Genomic DNA, 16,619 nt, shown 5'->3' with positions numbered 1-16,619 from the left:
GACCGTAGCCTATGGGCCTGGAAAGCGGAATCGATTTTCCGGAGGCGCAAATTGCAACAGCATCGCCTGGCTGACAACCAAATGAGGCTGGTCCAGCCATGGCACGAAAGGGGACCGCGCCGGCATTCTCTTGGCTATGCCGCCCTGGCGACACGCATCGGAGTCCCAGCAATTGGGACCGTTGAGGGCCGGCAACCGCCTTGCCGGCCTTAATGCTTGAGATGGATCGTCACCCAGCCATCGCGGTGCAAGGTACTGACGTGGCGGAAATTCTGGCCGACATAGGCCGAGATCACCGCGTCGCGCTGGCGGTCGAGGATGCCTGACAACACGATCGAGCCGCCAAGTGCGATATGCCCGGCCATTTGCGGCGCCAGCCGCATCAGCGGCCGGGCCAATATGTTGGCGACGATGAGGTCGAAGGGCGCGCGCCTGGCAAAGATCGGGTGGTGAAAGCCAGGCGCGGTCACTGTCTCGATAAGGCCTTTGACGTGGTTCAGCCGGGCATTGGCCGCGGCAACCTTGACCGCAACCGGATCGATGTCGGTGGCCAGCACCGGAATATGGGCCAGTTTGGCGACGGCGATCGCCAGCACCGCGCTGCCGGTACCGAGGTCGAGTGCGTTACGCGGATGCTCGCGCCGCACGACTTTCTCCAGCATTTCGAGGCAGCCCGCGGTGGTGCCGTGGTGGCCGGTGCCGAAGGCAAGGCCGGCCTCGATCTCGATAGCGAGCTCGCCGCTGTGGCGCTTCCTGCTGTCATGCGCGCCGTGGACGAAGAAACGGCCGGCGCGGACCGGCTTCAACCCTTCCAGGGAACGTGCCACCCAGTCGATGTCGGGCAGCGCCTCGCGCTCGACCGGTCTCGACAAAGCGAGGCCGGCGAGAACATCCTTCAGCCGCGCCTCGACCGCCTCGACGTCGCCATCGGCGTAGAGCGAGACCTCATGGATGTCGGCGTCTTCGTCGACCTCCAGCACCGCGATCGGCAGGCCCTCATCCTCGAAGGCCGTTTCGAGCGCCGCGAAGATACGCTCGGCCTCGATCTTTCCGGTGGTGAAATGGAGCCGCGTCTGGGTCATGTGAATTCTTGTCAGCCCTTCGCGGCGAGGCGCTTCAGCTTCTCCACGGCGGTGCTGGCATTTTCGCCATAGGCGATCGTGCCCGCGAAGTCGCCCTTGGCGTTGAGCAGCAGCACCGAGGCGGTGTGGTCCATGGTGTAATCGCCGTCGCCGGTATCGACCTTCTTCCAATAGATGCCGAACGCCTTGGCCATGGCATGTACCTTGTCCGGGTCGCCGGTAATCCCGGTGATGCGGTCGGAGAAATTGCTGACATAGGCGTTCATCACCGGCGGCGTATCGCGCTCCGGATCGACCGAGACGAAATAGGCATGCAGGTTCTTGCCGTCGTCGCCGAGCGTCTTCAGCCAGCCGGAGAGTTCGAACAGCGTGGTCGGGCAGACCTCGGGGCAGTGGGTGAAGCCGAAGAAGACGACGCTGGGCTGGCCCCGGAAGGCGGCCTCGGTGATCGGTGCGCCTTTCTGGTCGACCAGGGTGAACGCCGCGCCGAACGGTTCGCCGCCATAATGGCCGCGATACCAGTCGAAGGTCAGCCAGCCGATGCCGGCCGCCATCAGAACGAGAATGCCGACCAGGATAGAACGCATCATCAGAAAAGTCCGTCCGTAATGTCACGGTGCGCCGGCCAGAACCATGCGCCCGTTGTCCGGCCACAGTCTTAGCGGTTCGACGGGGTACACGCAAAGATGCCGCGTTGACGCAACCGCCTGTGGCGGATGCCTGCGGTTCGCCCGGATCTTGCGCCTTGCAATGTGTCGGCCTTGGCCCCACCTGAGACCCCGGCAACTCAAACCGCAGGAGGATTCTTTGCCGGGATTGACTGAGCCAGGATTGATCGGGCGAGGCTTGATCGGACGAAAGCTGATCGGCGGTGCTTTGGCCGCGTGTGTCGTGCTTGCCGCCGGTAGCGCCATTGCCGAGGAAGTCGGCAAGGTCGGCGTCGACTGGATCGGCAACGACATCATCGTCGAGGCGATCAAGGATCCGAAAGTGGAGGGCGTCACCTGCCACGTTTCCTATTTCGATCGCAGCGTCATCGACCGCCTGCACAAGGGCAACTGGTTCGAGGATCCGAGCGATTCCTCGATCTCCTGCCGTCAGACCGGTCCGATCACCATCGGGGATATTGATACGAGCGAAGGCGGCGAGGAGGTTTTCAAGCAAGGCATCAGCCTGATCTGGAAGAAGCAGGTGGTGAACCGCATCTACGACAAGACCAACGAGACGTTGATCTATCTCTCGCATTCGCGCCAGGTGCAGAACGGCTCGGCGAAAATGTCGGTCACGACAGTGCCGCTCTACGGCCAGAACGTGGTGTGGAGCAAGGGCCAGCCGAAATAGGCGGGCGATTGGTCCCGATAGGGCACCATTGAGTTGCAGACAGAAGCCTGCTCTTTACACGAAATGCATGAGGAGATTTGGTGATGTCCCCGCCGCCCTGGAGCCGATCTCGGCCAATTTCATGTGACTTCTGCGGCGCGAAAAATGACGACGACAGGAAATTCGTTGCCGGTCTTTCTAGATACACCTGCGAGAAATGCATTGCTCCTGCATTCAAGGACGCCCTTTGGAAATCAAAAGCGGGTCTAATGGCTATCGTGTGCTCGGTGTGTGATTTCCAGAATGATGGAAAGAGGCGATTTATGGCTGAAAAGATCTCGTTTATTTGCGACGAGTGCGTCAGCCTCGCAACTGAGCGGCTGGGTGCTATAAATTGAGCTGCTGTAACGGGAGTAGTGACTGGTCGGGTACCCGGCTTGCGGTACCAATCATCCCGGCGTAAAGCCGCCCGCATGGACCGTTCCGAAAACCTCGTCCTGAAGGATTCCGAGCCGCGCATCCATCCGACCGCGGAGCTGAAGGCGTGCAAGCTCGGCCGCTACGCTTCGATCGGCGAGCGGGTGGTGCTGCGCGAGGTGAGCGTCGGCGACTTCTCCTATTTCGAGCGTCATGCCGAGGCGATCTATACGAGCATCGGCAAATTCTGCTCGATCGCCGCCAACAGCCGCATCAACGCGCTGGAGCATCCGATTGAGCGATTGACCCAGCACAAGGTCAGCTATCGGCCGAACGAGTATTTCCGCTGGTTGGGTGTCGATGCGGCGTTCCGCGAGCGGCGGCGGGCAAAAACTGTGACCATCGGCCATGACGTCTGGATCGGCCACGGCGCGGTGGTCATGCCCGGCATCGCCATCGGCAATGGCGCGGTCATCGGCGCCAATGCGGTGGTGACGCAGGACGTGCCATCCTACACGATCGTCGCCGGCGTGCCGGCGAAGCCGCTCAGGCCGCGCTTTGCGCCTGACACAGCGGCGCGGATCGACGCTCTCGCCTGGTGGGACTGGCCGGTCGACAAACTCGCCAGGGCGGTTCCCGACATCCAGTCCATGCCGATCGAGGCCTTCCTCGATCGGTGGGAAAACGACGCCGGTTAGGCCGGCATCCACGCCTGTCCCGCTCGCTTCCCGTTGTTCCAACGGCCGCGCATTCCATTCGGGCAAGAAGCCTTGGCTGTAATCAATGAGCTGCGGGAAAGTGGAGCAACCGCGCTGGCCGGCGAGAAACCATGCCCCGCGCTCTCCGGAATGAAACCCCTTCCGCCATGCGGGGGTGGCGCAACGGAAGGGGCTGGAGGTAAACCGCCGTGAAGCGGAAGGAGCAGGCGCTGTACCTGCCCGGTTACAATGATCTTAAACCGATAAGGTGTGTTTTGCACCAGATGCGCGCTTTGCGTGCACTCAATTGCGTGGGTCGTATTTTTTACCGGCGGGAACCCGAAATGGCTGCTGGTTGTTTCTTCCGGCGGACCGCATGGCGCGGCGCTGTTTTGAGGGACCACATGATCGAGAAGCTTTTCACCAAATTCTCCAACCAGATCGCCCATCTCACCGGACTACCGCTGACGTTTGCGGTGTGTTGCCTCATCGTCATCGTCTGGGCGGTGAGCGGGCCGTTCTTCAATTTTTCCGACACCTGGCAGTTGGTGATCAACACCGGAACCACGATCATCACCTTCCTGATGGTGTTTCTCATCCAGAACACCCAGAATCGGGACGGCGCCGCGATCCAGGCCAAGCTCGACGAGTTGATACGTGTCAGCGAGGCCAAAAACACCTTCATCGGCATCGAGCACCTGACTGAAGCCGAGGTCCAGGAGATCCGCGCCAAATGCGAGGTCGCGGCGAGGCGGCATGACGACAAAGTCGCGACCATGGCCGCAAAGAAGGTCGTGGCGGCAAAACGCAAACCGAAAAAAGAGGTGGCACGAAGCGCCGGCGGCTGAACCCGCGGTCAATCTCCGACAGTTCCGCCGGTGTTCGAGTTATGTGATCCGCACAGCAGCCAATGTTCCGGGCATGCTCATCGCTTCATGAACGCCGCGAATGCATCCTTGTGGTCGGGATGCCAGCGCGACAGGGCAGGCCGATTTTCGATGATGTCGCCGATGGCCCAGGCCATGCGCTTTTCGTCCATGGGCCGCGCCGCCTCATTGTCGGGACACAGGATGTAGAAGTCGCCCCTGACCAGCGATTCCAGCATGAAATCGATCACCTGCTCTCCGGTCCACGCTCCCGCCGGCTTTTCCGTCGCGCCTTCGGTCAGGCCGGTATAGGTGAAGCCGGGGATGAGTAGATGCGCCGACAGGCGGGCGGCGGGCTCATTGCGCAGCGCATGCGCCAAGCCTTCGGTAAAGGTCTTCACGCCGGCCTTGGAAACGTTGTAGGCGAGGTTGCCGGGCGGTGTGGTGATGCCTTGCTTGGAACCGGTGTTGACGATCAGGCCCGGCCTGGCCGACGCCAGCATGCGCGGCGCGAAGGCTTCGACGCCATGCACGATGCCCCAGAAATTGATGTCGAGCAGCCGTTTCCAGCCGTCGCGGTTTTCCCAGGGCTTTCCCGGGTTATCGCCGACGCCGGCATTGTTCATCAGCAGCGAGACCTCGCCGAAAGCCCCGAACGCCCGGTCGGCGAGACGGTCGACCTCACCGGCCTTCGAAACGTCCGATGCGACGGCAAGCACGGCGTCGTCGCCGGCTATCGCGGAGACGGCCCGCGAGGCATCGTCGAGGCGCGGCCCGCCAATGTCGGCCAGCACGATCTTCATGCCCATCAGCGCCAGCCGTTTGGCCGCGGCAAGGCCGATGCCGCTGGCGGCGCCGGTGATGACGGCGGTGTTGCCTCGGCCAAGGGCCGGAAGGGCGATCTGAATCTCGGTGTCGGCGATCATCGGCGATGGTTTCCTTTTTTGATGGCGCCGAACTTAGCGCCGGAATGGGCTTGCGCAAGCCTGCGTCGGGGCGTGTCGGGTTGACCAGTCCGGTCGCGGCTGCGCATGCTGCGATGCCAAAAAGGAGATTTCCGATTGACGGATTGGGTTGCAATTCTGAAGGAGCAGACCGCCACCGGCGACCAGATGGGGCGCGAGGTGCCGCAGATGCTGGCAAACCCCGATATCAGCGAAGCCCAGGTGAAGACTCTGTTTTCGGCGCTCGAAAAACAGGCCGAGTTCGTCGAGAAACTGCGCATGGCGCTGGAAAAATTCGGCCATGATTTCTCGATCATCAAGGCGGCGGAGCGGCTGGAAGAGCGCTATGCCGATCTGGCCGCTTCCGTGGCGGAAAAGCTGAAGGCGATGCGCGGTTAAGCAATTCCACGAAGTGTGAAGCGGTTTGCCCTCCGGGATCGCGACAGGCAGATGGCTATTTTTCGATCACCCGCGCAAAGCGCGTGTCCGGCACCAGCCAGATCAGGGCGACGGCGACATAGAGCGCCACTCCGATCCACCGGTCGAGGAAGGTTAGCCCAACGGCCGCTATGTAGACGGCGAGCGAAATCCTTCCCTTGCGATCGCGGCCGATTGCCTTGGCGAATGCGGTGTCCGGCCATGCTGCCGATGCAGCGCAATGACCAGGATGCTGTAGGCGGTCGCACACATTACAAGGTCAAAACCATAGACCGCGACCGGAACCGCGGCGAAATGGTTCTCCCCCATGAAGGCGGTCGTCACCGGCATCAGGGACAGCCAGAACAGCAGATGCAGGTTCGCCCAAAGCACGCGGCCGTCGACACGCTGCACGGTATGGAACATGTTGTGCAAATTGTTCCAGTAGATGCCGACATTGATGAATGAAAGCACGTAGCACAGGAAGACCGGCCACTGAGGCAGCAGCGCCGAAAAATCCTCGCCTTCCGGTACCTTCAGGTCCAGCACCATGATGGTGATGATGATCGCCACCACGCCATCGGTGAATGCCTCGACCCTGCCCTTGCCCATGATCACCACCCGTCCACGACGAATTGCCGAAAGAAAGTAAATCGTTAGCGGATGTTGGCACGCCGATAAACGGCGTACACAAAATTGCTCAGCTATATCAGGGGAAACTTCCACGCCGGAACCAGTGAACGTGGTGATCGGCCTTGCCAACTTGTTGACTTTTCTCGGCCCGGCCTCTCCGTTGCGATGCAGTCCTGACCGAAGCAGTCGAACCGCCGGCGCTCGAATGGAGGGACTGATGAGATTCGATTTCTGCTTGCAGTAGCGACCATTCTGACCGCCGCCTTCGGGACATCCCGCCGCGGCCTTCGCCTACGGCGCCCACACCAAGACTAGCCTCAACGTACGTACCGGGACCAACGCGGGATACGCTTTTGCGATCATCGGCTTGCCTGGCCGGGCAACGCCCACCGTGGTGTCAGGAGCATGGTCGTCGACCGGAACGTCGGCGGTGAGGACGCGTTAACGTCGCGACCCCAGAAACTGATGACGAGGTTGGCCATGGCCTTTCGCGATCTGGCGCAAACTCACAACGAAGCCGGCAGCGACGTCCTCGCGATCCCGACTGTCGCGGCGATGATCGCGGTGCTGTTTGCCGGCAGCACGGTGCTGACCCCCTCTATATCGTCTACAAGCAGCAATTCGGCTTTTCGCAGATCACCTTGACGCTGATCTACGCGGTCTATGTCGTCGGCAATCTCGGCGCCCTGCTGGTGTTCGGCAGCGTTTCGGATGTCATCGGGCGCCGGCCGGCGGCGCTTGCAGCCATGATCGTCGCCGTCATCAGCGCGGTTGTGTTCCTGTTTGCCGGCAATGTCGCGTCGCTCGATGTTGCGCGGATCCTGAGCGGGCTTGGCATCGGCGTGGGCGCCGGGACGGGAACCGCGTGGATCGCCGAGCTTCTTCCAGAGGCCGGCAAGTCGCGCGCCAGCGTCATCGCCACCAGCACCAACTTTATCGGCCTGGGTTTCGGGGCGCTTGTTTCGGGGCTGCTTGCCCAATTTGAGCCGTGGCCATTGCGTCTGGTCTTCATTGTCTACCTGGCGGCGCTCGCGGTGGTGACGATCCTGGTCTGGCGCACGCGCGAAACGGTGACGAAGCCAGGCGGCCTTGGCAAGGTCTCCATGCGGCCGCGGCTTTCCGTGCCGGCGCAGATCCGCTCGCGCTTCGTGGCGCCGGCGGTGACCGGGTTTGGCGCGATGGCGCTGGTCGGCTTCTATGCGGCGGTGGCGCCGAGCATCCTGGCGCAGCAACTGCATGAGGCCAACCACGCCGTGGCCGGTGCATTGTTCTTCGAGCTGGCGATGGTCGCGGCGCTCAGCATCGTGGCGCTGGCGCGGATGGGGAGCAGCAAGGCGATGCTGGCCGCGCTGGCCTTGATGATCCCAAGCGCCGTGCTTGTGGTGGCGGCACAGATGCTGGCCTCGATGGCGCTGATGATCGCGGCGACCGCCTGCTGCGGCGTGGTGGCAGCGCTCGGCTATCGCGGCGGCCTGCAAGTGATGAACGAGATCGCGCCGCGGGATCGCCGCGCCGAGGTCGTGTCCAGTTTCTTCATCTGCTGCTTTGTCGGCAACGCCTTGCCTGTCATCGGCATTGGCATCGTGTCGACTTATGCCAGTGCTGTCGCCGCGAGCCTGGCCTTCGCGGCCATGATCATCGCGTTCGCGCTGGTGGCGCTCGCCTTCGGGCTCAGACAGAGGCGCTGAGACCGCCGCGCCAGCCCGGCAAGGCAGACCGCATCAGCCGTTCGGGGTTTCAGGCGCCATGTTCGCCCGCTGGCGCGGCACGCCAAGCCCGGTGTCGGGCGGTTCGCCGGCAGCCGGCCTGTTCTCGATCATGTGCAAGCCGCGCCAGCCGCCGAAGCGGTAATAGATCGCTGCCAGGATCAGAGACGTGATCGAACCGGCCGGAAAACTCCACCACAGCGCTTCCTCGCCGATCACGCCGCGCATGTAATAGGCAAAGCCGGTGCGCACGACGAGCACCGAGATCACCAGGATGATCAGCGGCGGCATCACGGCACCCGTGGCGCGCACCGTGGCGAACAGCACGATGGTGATGCCGAACAGGATGAACGACCAGGAAGCGACCGTGTTGATATGGGCGGCGATATCGATCGCCGCGCTGTCGCTGCTCAGGAACAGGCTCAGGATCGAACGGTCGAAGACCCATAGCAGCGCGACGAGGGCTCCGGTCAGGACAAGGTTGAAACCGACGCCAGAGGCGGCGATGCGGCCGATCCGGTCCCACCGGCCTGCGCCGACATTCTGCGCCGCCATGGACGAGACCGCGGCGCCGATGGCGAGCGCCGGCATCTGGATGTAGGTCCAGAGCTGCGCGGCGATGCCGTAGGCGGCGGCGACCTGCGAACCGTAGGAATTGACAATGCCCATTACCGTCAGGGCAGCCGCCGAGATGACGATCATCTGCAGGCCCATCGGCACGCCCTTGAAGACGACGATGCGCAACAGCGCCGGATCCGGGCGCAGCAGGATGAGATTGGCGCCGGCCAGCCGCAACGGATGCTTGCGCGCATAGAGCACGACGAGGATGGCGACGACGCTCACGGTCTGGCCGATCAGCGTCGAGGTGGCGGAACCGGCGATCCCGAGTTCAGGAAACGGGCCGATGCCACGGATGAGCAGGGGATTGAGCACGATGTCGAGCACGACCGCCAGCGCCATGAAGATGAAGGGGGTGCGTGAATCGCCCGCTCCGCGCAGCACGGTCATGACGAAGGACAGAAGGTTCATCATCGGCACGGCGACAAAAATAATGCGCAGGTAGGAGCGTGCGAGCGGCAAGGCGTCGGCCGGCGTGCCGAGCGCGCCCAGGATGGCGTCGACCCAGATCCAGCCGCAGACCGCGAACACCACCGAAACGAGGAAGAAGAAGGTGGCGCTGGTGCCGACGATGCGGCGCGCCTCGGCCAGGTCGCGAGCGCCGACCGCCTGCGCCACCAGGATGGTGGCCGCCATGCCGATGCCGAACACCGTGCCGAGGATCAGGAACAGGACGAGGTTGGCGTTGGACGTCGCGGTCAGCGCCGACTCGCCGAGGAAGCGGCCCACCCAGACGGCATTGACCGAGCCGTTCAGCGATTGCAGCACGTTGGAGCCGAGCACCGGCAAGGCGAAGAGCAGCAGCGTGCGTGGGATCGGGCCGCTGGTCAGGTCGCCGGTACGCCGGCGTGCGGGCTTTTTTTCGTCCATGGCGGGCAACCTGGGAAGTGTGACTCTGGCCCGCGAGGATATCTCAGGCCGGACCGAGATGCACCCTGCGCCGAGGAGCAGTGACCGTTCGATCGGGCCAGGCTTGATCGCTGGCGGCGCGCTGAAGGCGGCAGTCCGCTTGCTCTGATCCACTCATTCTCAAGTCTTGCGGAATGGGATATTGGTCCTGAAACTGGCGCCGCATTCCCCGAGACCCTATGCATAACCGGGGGTGTGCTCAAGCGGACGCGCCAGGCGCGCCCGCTTGAGCAGTGATCGTTACTTCTTGCCGAGACCCGGCAGCGTGACCTGATAGACCAGGAACATGGTGTCGACATCGGCGCCGTCATCGGCCTTGTAGGCGGCGCCGACCTGGAAGCCGTCCTGGGCGAGGAAGTCATTGTCGTTGCCGACGAACAGGAAATAGTCGTCGGGCAGCTTCGGATCGAGAACGCTGGCCAACGACATCGCTTCCCACTTCTCCGAAAGCTCATTGTGGTCCTTCCCGCCGCCATTGTGCAGGCCGAAGTGGCCAAGCGCGGTGGCGTCGTTGATGTCGATGAACGGCGTCAGCTTGGCCGGCGTCACCGAGGGATCAAGCACGCCCTTGGGTGCGACCGGCTTGTCGGCCGCGTCGAAGGCGCCGCCCGCGATGTCGGTCGCGCCGGAGACGTCGACGATGTTGATCTGGCGGTAGAGCGAAGCGTCACCCTTCTTCAGGCCCTGGCCGTTGCCGCTGTCGCGCGCCAGCATCAGGAAGGATGTGTCCGAAAGCGCCACGATCTCGCTCTGCGCGGCGATTTTGGTCTTGCCCTTGGCATCCTTGAACACCGGCAGCGGCACGACATATTCATGCGCGAGCTTCAGATGGGCGAGGTCGGAAGCATCGTAGACCAGCGCCCGCGTGTTCTGCCGTGTCGAGGGTGAATCGCCGCCGTCCTGCCTCGGCGCCGACTGCAGCACGGCGATCAGGAACTTGCCGTCCGGCGTCATCGCCATGCCTTCGAGGCCCTGGTTGTTCTGGCGCCCGGTTTCGGGATCCTTCGGATCAGGGTCGGCGGCGCCCGGGCCGGGGTTGTCGGAGGAGAAGTTCGGCGCTCCCTTGCGCATCGGCACGAGGGCCGCGGGCGGCTGGGTCGCCGACATCAGGCGGCCTTGCGCGGAGAACCTGTAGATGTTGGGGCCGTACTCGTCGGAGATGAACATCGAGCCGTCCGGCAGCCGCACGATGGCTTCATTGTCGAGCGCAAGCTTGCCATTGGTGGCGACGGGCAGCATCGGCATGTCGCCGGCCGCGGCGCGTACGTCCGACAGCGGATCGAGGCCGGTGGCATCGGCGCCCTTGTCGTCGGTCAGAAGCATGCTGTCGGCAAGCGTCGCCTTGACGCCCGTCTGCTCCTGGCCGGCCGCGGAAGCAGCGCCCGGCGCGGCAGGCGTGAATTCGATGGCGATGGTGTTGAGGCGCGGCCGGTAGTCGGTGGTGCCGGCGACATTGTAGCCACGGTCGGGCAGGAGCCAGAGCGATCCCTTGTAGATGCCGGCATCATGCGTCCAGCCCGACATGTCGATCGCCATGCCCGAGCCCGAGCCGAAGGTCTCGCCGAACTTGTCGCGCTGGTCGGCCGGGATGCGGCCGACGCCGACGAGGCCCTTGTTGATATAGGCCACGCCATCGGCAAGCGCCGGGGTGAGGGCGGTGAACAAGGCCAGCGCGACGCCAAGCGAGGCGGTTCGGTGCAGGGGTTTCATGGACAATCCTCTTTATGACGAAGCACGCCGGAGCGGCCGAAGGAAAATCAAAAGAGGTGCCGCATCGATGATGCGGCGCGTGCCTCCCCGAAAGCGATCTAAGGCGTCAACATGATGCTTGCGTGACAGTGCGCGATACGGGTCCGCCGGTATCTCCATGTGCGGATAAAAAAAGCTGGAGAGCGGGATTAGTGACCTCCCATGGAGCGTGCCTGCCCTATTAGACACTTATGTCTAGTACGAATATGGTGCCGGCTTCGACCGGACCGGGAGGGGAAGCCTTGAAGCCGCGCTATCGCGCAGTGGTCATCGGGGGTGGCGTTGTCGGCGCCTCGGGCGGATTTGCCTACACGATCGGCAAGAGCGTCGCGCTGGCGTTGGTGGACGACGGTTTCGCCGGGGAGGGGATGGCGCTTTGCGTGCACATTGTCGGCGTCGAACGGACGGCGCGGGTCATCGCGGCCTCGGTCTACGATCCCCGACGCGGGGCGGTGCGGCAATAAGGAGGAGTTTTTCTGATGGTCGATGACGCTGCACAGGATACGAGGCGCGAACGCCGGCGCGGGCGCATGGGCGAGGCAGGCAGCGAATCAAGCCGCAAGCCCAATTACCGGTCGCTGAAGAATCCATTCCTGCCGCAGCCGATCTTTTCCGACGACCAGGTAGCGTCGATCCACGACACGGCGCTGCGCGTGCTGGAGGAACTGGGCATCAAGGTGCTGCTGCCCGAGGCGCGCGAGGTGCTCGCCCGCGCCGGCGCCCTGGTCGACCCCGACACCGACATGGTGCGCATCGGCCGCGACATGGTGGCGGCAGTCTTAGCCTCGGCGCCGCGATCGATCCACGCTTATGCCGGCGCGCGCGCTCGCGACCTGTCGCTTGAACTGGGCTCGATGACGTTCCTGGCTGGTTCCGGCGCGCCCAATGTCACCGATCTCGAGCGCGGCCGGCGGCCCGGAACGCTGGTCGCCTTCGAGGAGTTGATCAAGCTGGTGCAGCATTTCGACGTCTTGCACATGCTGGGGCCGTGCATCGAACCGCAGGACATCGACAATCGTTTCCGCCACTATGCAGTCAACCGGGCGCAGCTGACCCTGTCGGACAAATTCCCGTTCGTTTTCGCGCGCGGCACGCCGCAGGTCGATGACAGTTTCGAGATGATCAGGCTGGCCCGGGGGCTGTCCGAGGACGAGTTCCGCTCGGGCGCGCATTGCTACACCGTCATCAACACCAACTCGCCGCGCCAGCTCGACATTCCGATGGCGCAAGGCATCATCGATTTCGCCAAGGCGGGCCAGGTCCTGATCATCACGCCGTTCTGCCTAGCGGGCGCGATGGCGCCGATCACCGTGGCCGGCGCGCTGACCTTGCAGCATGCCGAAGCGCTGGCCGGGCTGACGCTGGCGCAGATCGTGCGGCCGGGCGCGCCGGTGGTCTACGGTTCCTTCTCCTCCAATGTCGACATGAAATCGGGCGCACCGGCCTTCGGCACGCCGGAGCATGTGAAGGCGACATTGGGTGCGGGCCAATTGGCGCGCTTCACCGGTCTGCCCTGGCGCTCGGGCGGCGGCAGCGCGGCCAACGTTTCGGATGCGCAGGCCGCGCACGAGACGCAGTTCGCCCTGTGGGGCTCGGTGCTGGCGGGCGCCACCGTCTGCATCCACGCGGCCGGCTGGCTGGAAGGGGGCTTGAGCGTTTCCCTGGAAAAGCTGGTCACCGACATCGAGGCGCTGCAGACGGTCGCGGAACTTTGTGCGGCGACCCCTGGCGACGACGACGCGATTGGCTTCGAGGCGATCGCCGAAGTGCAGCCGGGAGGCCACTTCTTCTCGGCCGGCCACACCATGGCGCGCTACCGCACCGCCTTCTACGAGCCGCTGGTGGCCGACTGGTCGAATTTCGGCAACTGGACGCAAAGCGGGTCGAAGACCGCGACCGAACGCGCCACCGGCATCTGGAAGCGCACCCTTGCCGATTTCACGCCGCCGGCTGCGGCCGCCGCCACGTCAGGCGTGCTCGACGCGTTCATCGCGCGGCGCACGGAAGAGGGCGGCGCGGCGCCAGTGTCGTGAGATAGTTGCAGATCCATCATCCCGAATTGCGGCCGTGATCCAGGAACCCGCGGCGCGTCCCGCGCATTCATGGATGCGGGCCAATGCCTGGCTCCATCCGCGAGCCGTTGAGGGAGGACGACATGGGTTTCGACCAGTACCACGAACCGCCGGAAGAACTGTCGCAGGCAGTGCGGACCTTTGCCCGCATGATCACCTCGCTGATCGAGGAGGCGGAAGCGATCAGCTGGTACGAACAGCGCATGTCGGTCGAGAAGAACCCGCAGGCCAAGGCGATCATGAAGAACGCGCAGAGCGAGGAGTTCAAGCATTTCGGCATGGACCTAGAATTCCTGCTGCGCCAGAAAACGGATTGGCGCGTGGAACTGAAGGAAATCCTGTTTACGACAGGGGATATCGTGAAGGCCGGGGAGCGGGGCGAGAAGAAGGTGGATTGAGGCGGGACGTCAGCCTTCGAGGCTGGCAGCCTCACACTGGCAGCACGAACCCGTCCAGCACGCGCTTCTGGCCGGCCTTGTCGAAGTCGATGGTCAGCTTGTTGCCCTCGATGGCTGAAATGTTGCCGTTACCGAATTTCTGGTGGAAGACGCGGTCGCCCACGCTGAAGGCGGACGGCGTGTCGGAGACGGATTTGGCGACCAGCTCGCCGTCGATGGTGCGGCCCTTGACGCTGGTGCGGCCGGCGCCATAGCCGGAGTCTGTTTCACCATAGCCGATGCGTTCGACCTGATGGCCCGAGCGCGTGCCCCAGTTGCGGTCGGTCGCCTCGGTGCGGTTGGCCTGCGCGCGCTGCCAGCCGGGCGTCGAATAGGTGTTGGAGAAGGCGCCGGATTTTTCCCCGCCGCCCGAATTGCCGCCAATATTGTCGAAGCGCGAGGCGCCATACGGGTTCTGTCTTCCTGCCGCCTGGCCGCCGCCACGGCCGGATGCGAACGAGCCGCCGCCATACGGATTGCCGTAGCCGCCATAGGAGTTGCCGGCTTCGGCGACCTCGACATGGGCTTCCGGCAGTTCCTCGAGGAAGCGCGACGGGATGGTCGATTGCCAGAGCCCGTGGATGAGGCGGTTGGAGACGAACCAGATATGCAGGTTCTTCTTCGCCCGCGTCAGGCCGACATAAGCGAGCCGCCGCTCCTCCTCCAGCCCCGAACGGCCGCCTTCGTCCAGCGCGCGCTGATGGGGAAAGAGACCTTCCTCCCAGCCGGGCAGGAAGACGGTCTCGAATTCGAGGCCCTTGGCCGAGTGCAGCGTCATGATGGAGACGGCATCGAGCCCGGCATTCTGCTCGGCATCCATGACCAGCGCGACATGTTCGAGGAAGGAGCGCAGCGACTCGTACTCCTCCATCGAACGGATCAGTTCCTTCAGGTTCTCCAGCCGCCCGGGGGCTTCCGCCGAGCGGTCGTTCTTCCACATGTCGGTGTAGCCGCTCTCCTCGAGAATGGTCTCGGCGAGTTCGGTGTGCGGCGTGGCTTCCAGTGCCTTTTGCCAGCGTTCGAAATTGGACGCGACCTCGCGCAGCGCGGCGCGCGGTTTCGGCTTCAACTCGTCGCTTTCCGCGAGTGTACCCGCCGCCTCCAGCATCGGGATGCGCAAGCCGCGCGCCGTGTCGTGGATCTGGCGGATGGTCGCTTCGCCCAAGCCACGCTTGGGCACATTGACGATGCGCTCGAAGGCGAGGTCGTCGGTGCTGTTGGCGACGACGCGGAAGAAGGCCAGCGCGTCGCGGATTTCCATGCGCTCGTAAAAACGCGGACCGCCGATGACGCGGTAGTTAAGGCCGAGCGTGATGAAGCGGTCCTCGAAGGCGCGCATCTGGAACGACGCGCGGACCAGGATCGCCATGTCGTTCAAATTATGCTTCTGGCGCTGGTAGGCCTCGATGGTCTCGCCGATGGCGCGAGCCTCCTCCTCCGAATCCCAGGCGGCGTGGACGTTGACCTTGCCGTCCTCGGGATCGTTGCGGTCGGTGAACAGCGTCTTGCCGAAACGGCCCTCATTGTAGGCGATGAGATGGGAGGCGGCGCCCAGTATGTGCGCGGTCGAGCGGTAGTTGCGCTCCAGCCGGATGATGGTGGCGCCCGGAAAATCCTTGTCGAAGCGCAGGATGTTGTCGACCTCGGCGCCGCGCCAGCCATAGATCGACTGGTCGTCATCGCCGACGCAGCAGATGTTGACTTTGTTTTCGCTCACGGGCTGTTCCGCGCCTGCCGGCGCGGGCCCTCCGCCCCATCTTTTTTGCGCGCCTTCGGCGTCGCGGGAGGGGCCTCGCAACGGCTCGGACGCCCGGTCGGGCTTGCGGCCTTCGGCCGTAGGCACATCTGTCGGCGTCGAGTTGTTACGTCCTGCATCCGGCCGCTGTGCCAAAAGGCGCAGCCACATGTATTGGGCGGTGTTGGTGTCCTGGTACTCGTCGACGAGGATGTATTTGAACCGCCGGTGATAGTCCTTCAGCACATCGGGATTGGCGCGGAAGATGCGGATCGGGTGGCAGAGCAGATCGCCGAAATCGCAGGCGTTCAGCGTCTGCAGCCGCTCCTGATAGGCCTTGTAGAGCTCGCGGCCCTTGCCGTTGGCGAAGCTGCGCGCATCGCCCTCGGCGATATCGGCCGGACCCTGGCCCTTGTTCTTCCAGCCGTCGATCATCTGGGCGAACTGCTTCGCGGGCCAGCGCTTGTCGTCCAGGCCCTCGGCCTGGATCAGCTGCTTGATCAAGCGCACGACGTCGTCGGTGTCGAGGATGGTGAAGTCGGACCTCAGGCCGGCAAGCTCGGCGTGGCGGCGCAGCAGCTTCACGCCGATCGAGTGGAAGGTGCCGAGCCAGGGCATGCCCTCGACATTGCCTTCGCCGATCAGGATGCCGATGCGCTGCTTCATCTCGCGCGCGGCCTTGTTGGTGAAAGTGACGGCCAGGATCTGCGAGGGGAAGGCCCTGCCGGTGGCAAGGATGTGGGCGATGCGGGTGGTCAGCACACGGGTCTTGCCGGTGCCGGCGCCGGCCAGCACCAGAACCGGGCCTTCAGTGGTCTCCACGGCCAGCCGCTGCTCGGGATTCAAGCCCCTGAGATAGTCGGGCGCATTGTTTTGGCCGCCGCGGGCAGCCATGGCGCGCGCGGCAATGCCCGACGGGGCCGTGGGCCGCGCATTGGGTTCATCGAAAAAGGGCATGTCTTCGGAAAAGCCGGACATCTCCCCCGAATGTAGTGATTCGGGAGCGAAAGACCAGA

General features: G+C 63.9%; 17 protein-coding genes. 10 read left to right on the top strand and 7 right to left on the bottom strand.

Annotation, left to right across the window (positions count from 1 at the left end):
* Positions 1-209: 209 nt before the first annotated feature.
* Entirely contained in the window at positions 210-1,082 is an 873-nt protein-coding gene (locus AC3CB8_RS23295) for a 50S ribosomal protein L11 methyltransferase (RefSeq protein WP_352563869.1), read from the bottom strand.
* Between the two features lie 11 nt (positions 1,083-1,093).
* The gene (locus AC3CB8_RS23290) at positions 1,094-1,672 is read right to left on the bottom strand and encodes an SCO family protein (protein ID WP_352563870.1); all 579 of its coding nucleotides are present in this window, start codon (positions 1,670-1,672) and stop codon (positions 1,094-1,096) included.
* Positions 1,673-1,928: 256 nt separating this feature from the next.
* Here AC3CB8_RS23290 and AC3CB8_RS23285 point away from each other — a divergent pair, with 256 nt between their 5' ends.
* The 4 genes from AC3CB8_RS23285 to AC3CB8_RS23270 all read left to right on the top strand — a co-directional run bounded on the left by AC3CB8_RS23285 (position 1,929) and on the right by AC3CB8_RS23270 (position 4,365).
* Positions 1,929-2,423: a CreA family protein gene (locus AC3CB8_RS23285; RefSeq protein WP_023782695.1), complete on the top strand. Its 495-nt coding sequence runs from the start codon at positions 1,929-1,931 to the stop codon at positions 2,421-2,423.
* A gap of 83 nt (positions 2,424-2,506) precedes the next feature.
* Complete coding sequence (locus AC3CB8_RS23280) at positions 2,507-2,800, top strand: ClpX C4-type zinc finger protein (protein ID WP_488377346.1); 294 nt, start codon at positions 2,507-2,509, stop codon at positions 2,798-2,800.
* A gap of 75 nt (positions 2,801-2,875) precedes the next feature.
* Positions 2,876-3,517, top strand: a complete 642-nt coding sequence (locus AC3CB8_RS23275) for a transferase hexapeptide repeat family protein (protein WP_023782694.1) — start codon at positions 2,876-2,878, stop codon at positions 3,515-3,517.
* A 404-nt stretch (positions 3,518-3,921) separates the two neighbouring features.
* The gene (locus AC3CB8_RS23270; protein WP_031240724.1) at positions 3,922-4,365 is read left to right on the top strand and encodes a low affinity iron permease family protein; all 444 of its coding nucleotides are present in this window, start codon (positions 3,922-3,924) and stop codon (positions 4,363-4,365) included.
* 77 nt (positions 4,366-4,442) lie between these two features.
* Here AC3CB8_RS23270 and AC3CB8_RS23265 read toward each other — a convergent pair whose 3' ends face one another.
* Complete coding sequence (locus AC3CB8_RS23265) at positions 4,443-5,309, bottom strand: SDR family NAD(P)-dependent oxidoreductase (protein ID WP_352563871.1); 867 nt, start codon at positions 5,307-5,309, stop codon at positions 4,443-4,445.
* 135 nt (positions 5,310-5,444) lie between these two features.
* Between AC3CB8_RS23265 and AC3CB8_RS23260 the strand changes: the two genes are divergently transcribed.
* Positions 5,445-5,726 (top strand): hypothetical protein, encoded by a 282-nt coding sequence (locus AC3CB8_RS23260; RefSeq protein WP_023792142.1) that lies wholly within the window; start codon positions 5,445-5,447, stop codon positions 5,724-5,726.
* A gap of 168 nt (positions 5,727-5,894) precedes the next feature.
* Here the strand turns inward: AC3CB8_RS23260 and AC3CB8_RS23255 are convergent, their stop codons facing one another.
* On the bottom strand, positions 5,895-6,506 hold the full coding sequence (locus AC3CB8_RS23255; RefSeq protein ID WP_352563872.1) for a TMEM175 family protein: 612 nt from the start codon (positions 6,504-6,506) through the stop codon (positions 5,895-5,897).
* Positions 6,507-6,857: 351 nt separating this feature from the next.
* Here AC3CB8_RS23255 and AC3CB8_RS23250 point away from each other — a divergent pair, with 351 nt between their 5' ends.
* Complete coding sequence (locus AC3CB8_RS23250) at positions 6,858-7,022, top strand: hypothetical protein (RefSeq protein WP_352563873.1); 165 nt, start codon at positions 6,858-6,860, stop codon at positions 7,020-7,022.
* Complete coding sequence (locus AC3CB8_RS23245) at positions 7,019-8,065, top strand: MFS transporter (RefSeq protein ID WP_352563874.1); 1,047 nt, start codon at positions 7,019-7,021, stop codon at positions 8,063-8,065. Before AC3CB8_RS23250 ends, AC3CB8_RS23245 begins: the two co-directional genes overlap by 4 nt.
* A 33-nt stretch (positions 8,066-8,098) precedes the next feature.
* Here the strand turns inward: AC3CB8_RS23245 and AC3CB8_RS23240 are convergent, their stop codons facing one another.
* Together AC3CB8_RS23240 and AC3CB8_RS23235 are read right to left on the bottom strand one after the other, a co-directional pair.
* The gene (locus AC3CB8_RS23240; protein WP_352563875.1) at positions 8,099-9,571 is read right to left on the bottom strand and encodes an MATE family efflux transporter; all 1,473 of its coding nucleotides are present in this window, start codon (positions 9,569-9,571) and stop codon (positions 8,099-8,101) included.
* 279 nt (positions 9,572-9,850) lie between these two features.
* Positions 9,851-11,320 (bottom strand): esterase-like activity of phytase family protein, encoded by a 1,470-nt coding sequence (locus AC3CB8_RS23235; protein ID WP_352563876.1) that lies wholly within the window; start codon positions 11,318-11,320, stop codon positions 9,851-9,853.
* 230 nt (positions 11,321-11,550) lie between these two features.
* Between AC3CB8_RS23235 and AC3CB8_RS23230 the strand changes: the two genes are divergently transcribed.
* The 3 genes from AC3CB8_RS23230 to AC3CB8_RS23220 all read left to right on the top strand — a co-directional run bounded on the left by AC3CB8_RS23230 (position 11,551) and on the right by AC3CB8_RS23220 (position 13,829).
* On the top strand, positions 11,551-11,823 hold the full coding sequence (locus tag AC3CB8_RS23230) for a glycine cleavage T C-terminal barrel domain-containing protein (RefSeq protein WP_352563877.1): 273 nt from the start codon (positions 11,551-11,553) through the stop codon (positions 11,821-11,823).
* Between the two features lie 15 nt (positions 11,824-11,838).
* Positions 11,839-13,392, top strand: coding sequence for a trimethylamine methyltransferase family protein (locus tag AC3CB8_RS23225; protein ID WP_352563878.1), 1,554 nt, complete (start codon positions 11,839-11,841; stop codon positions 13,390-13,392).
* A 122-nt stretch (positions 13,393-13,514) separates the two neighbouring features.
* Positions 13,515-13,829, top strand: coding sequence for a ferritin family protein (locus AC3CB8_RS23220; protein WP_352563913.1), 315 nt, complete (start codon positions 13,515-13,517; stop codon positions 13,827-13,829).
* Between the two features lie 31 nt (positions 13,830-13,860).
* Here the strand turns inward: AC3CB8_RS23220 and AC3CB8_RS23215 are convergent, their stop codons facing one another.
* Complete coding sequence (locus tag AC3CB8_RS23215) at positions 13,861-16,581, bottom strand: ATP-dependent helicase (RefSeq protein ID WP_352563879.1); 2,721 nt, start codon at positions 16,579-16,581, stop codon at positions 13,861-13,863.
* Positions 16,582-16,619: the final 38 nt, after the last annotated feature.

The sequence above is a fragment of the Mesorhizobium sp. P160927 genome, assembly GCF_057766385.1.
This window is presented reverse-complemented; position numbering and strand designations above follow the sequence as displayed.

Coding starts and splice junctions, on each gene's coding strand:
- AC3CB8_RS23295 (WP_352563869.1), bottom strand. CDS start 1,082: ATGACCCAGACGCGGCTCCATTTCACCACCGGAAAGATCGAGGCCGAG.
- AC3CB8_RS23290 (WP_352563870.1), bottom strand. CDS start 1,672: ATGATGCGTTCTATCCTGGTCGGCATTCTCGTTCTGATGGCGGCCGGC.
- AC3CB8_RS23280 (WP_488377346.1), top strand. CDS start 2,507: ATGTCCCCGCCGCCCTGGAGCCGATCTCGGCCAATTTCATGTGACTTC.
- AC3CB8_RS23275 (WP_023782694.1), top strand. CDS start 2,876: ATGGACCGTTCCGAAAACCTCGTCCTGAAGGATTCCGAGCCGCGCATC.
- AC3CB8_RS23270 (WP_031240724.1), top strand. CDS start 3,922: ATGATCGAGAAGCTTTTCACCAAATTCTCCAACCAGATCGCCCATCTC.
- AC3CB8_RS23265 (WP_352563871.1), bottom strand. CDS start 5,309: ATGATCGCCGACACCGAGATTCAGATCGCCCTTCCGGCCCTTGGCCGA.
- AC3CB8_RS23250 (WP_352563873.1), top strand. CDS start 6,858: ATGGCCTTTCGCGATCTGGCGCAAACTCACAACGAAGCCGGCAGCGAC.
- AC3CB8_RS23240 (WP_352563875.1), bottom strand. CDS start 9,571: ATGGACGAAAAAAAGCCCGCACGCCGGCGTACCGGCGACCTGACCAGC.
- AC3CB8_RS23235 (WP_352563876.1), bottom strand. CDS start 11,320: ATGAAACCCCTGCACCGAACCGCCTCGCTTGGCGTCGCGCTGGCCTTG.
- AC3CB8_RS23230 (WP_352563877.1), top strand. CDS start 11,551: ATGTCTAGTACGAATATGGTGCCGGCTTCGACCGGACCGGGAGGGGAA.
- AC3CB8_RS23225 (WP_352563878.1), top strand. CDS start 11,839: ATGGTCGATGACGCTGCACAGGATACGAGGCGCGAACGCCGGCGCGGG.
- AC3CB8_RS23220 (WP_352563913.1), top strand. CDS start 13,515: ATGGGTTTCGACCAGTACCACGAACCGCCGGAAGAACTGTCGCAGGCA.
- AC3CB8_RS23215 (WP_352563879.1), bottom strand. CDS start 16,581: ATGTCCGGCTTTTCCGAAGACATGCCCTTTTTCGATGAACCCAATGCG.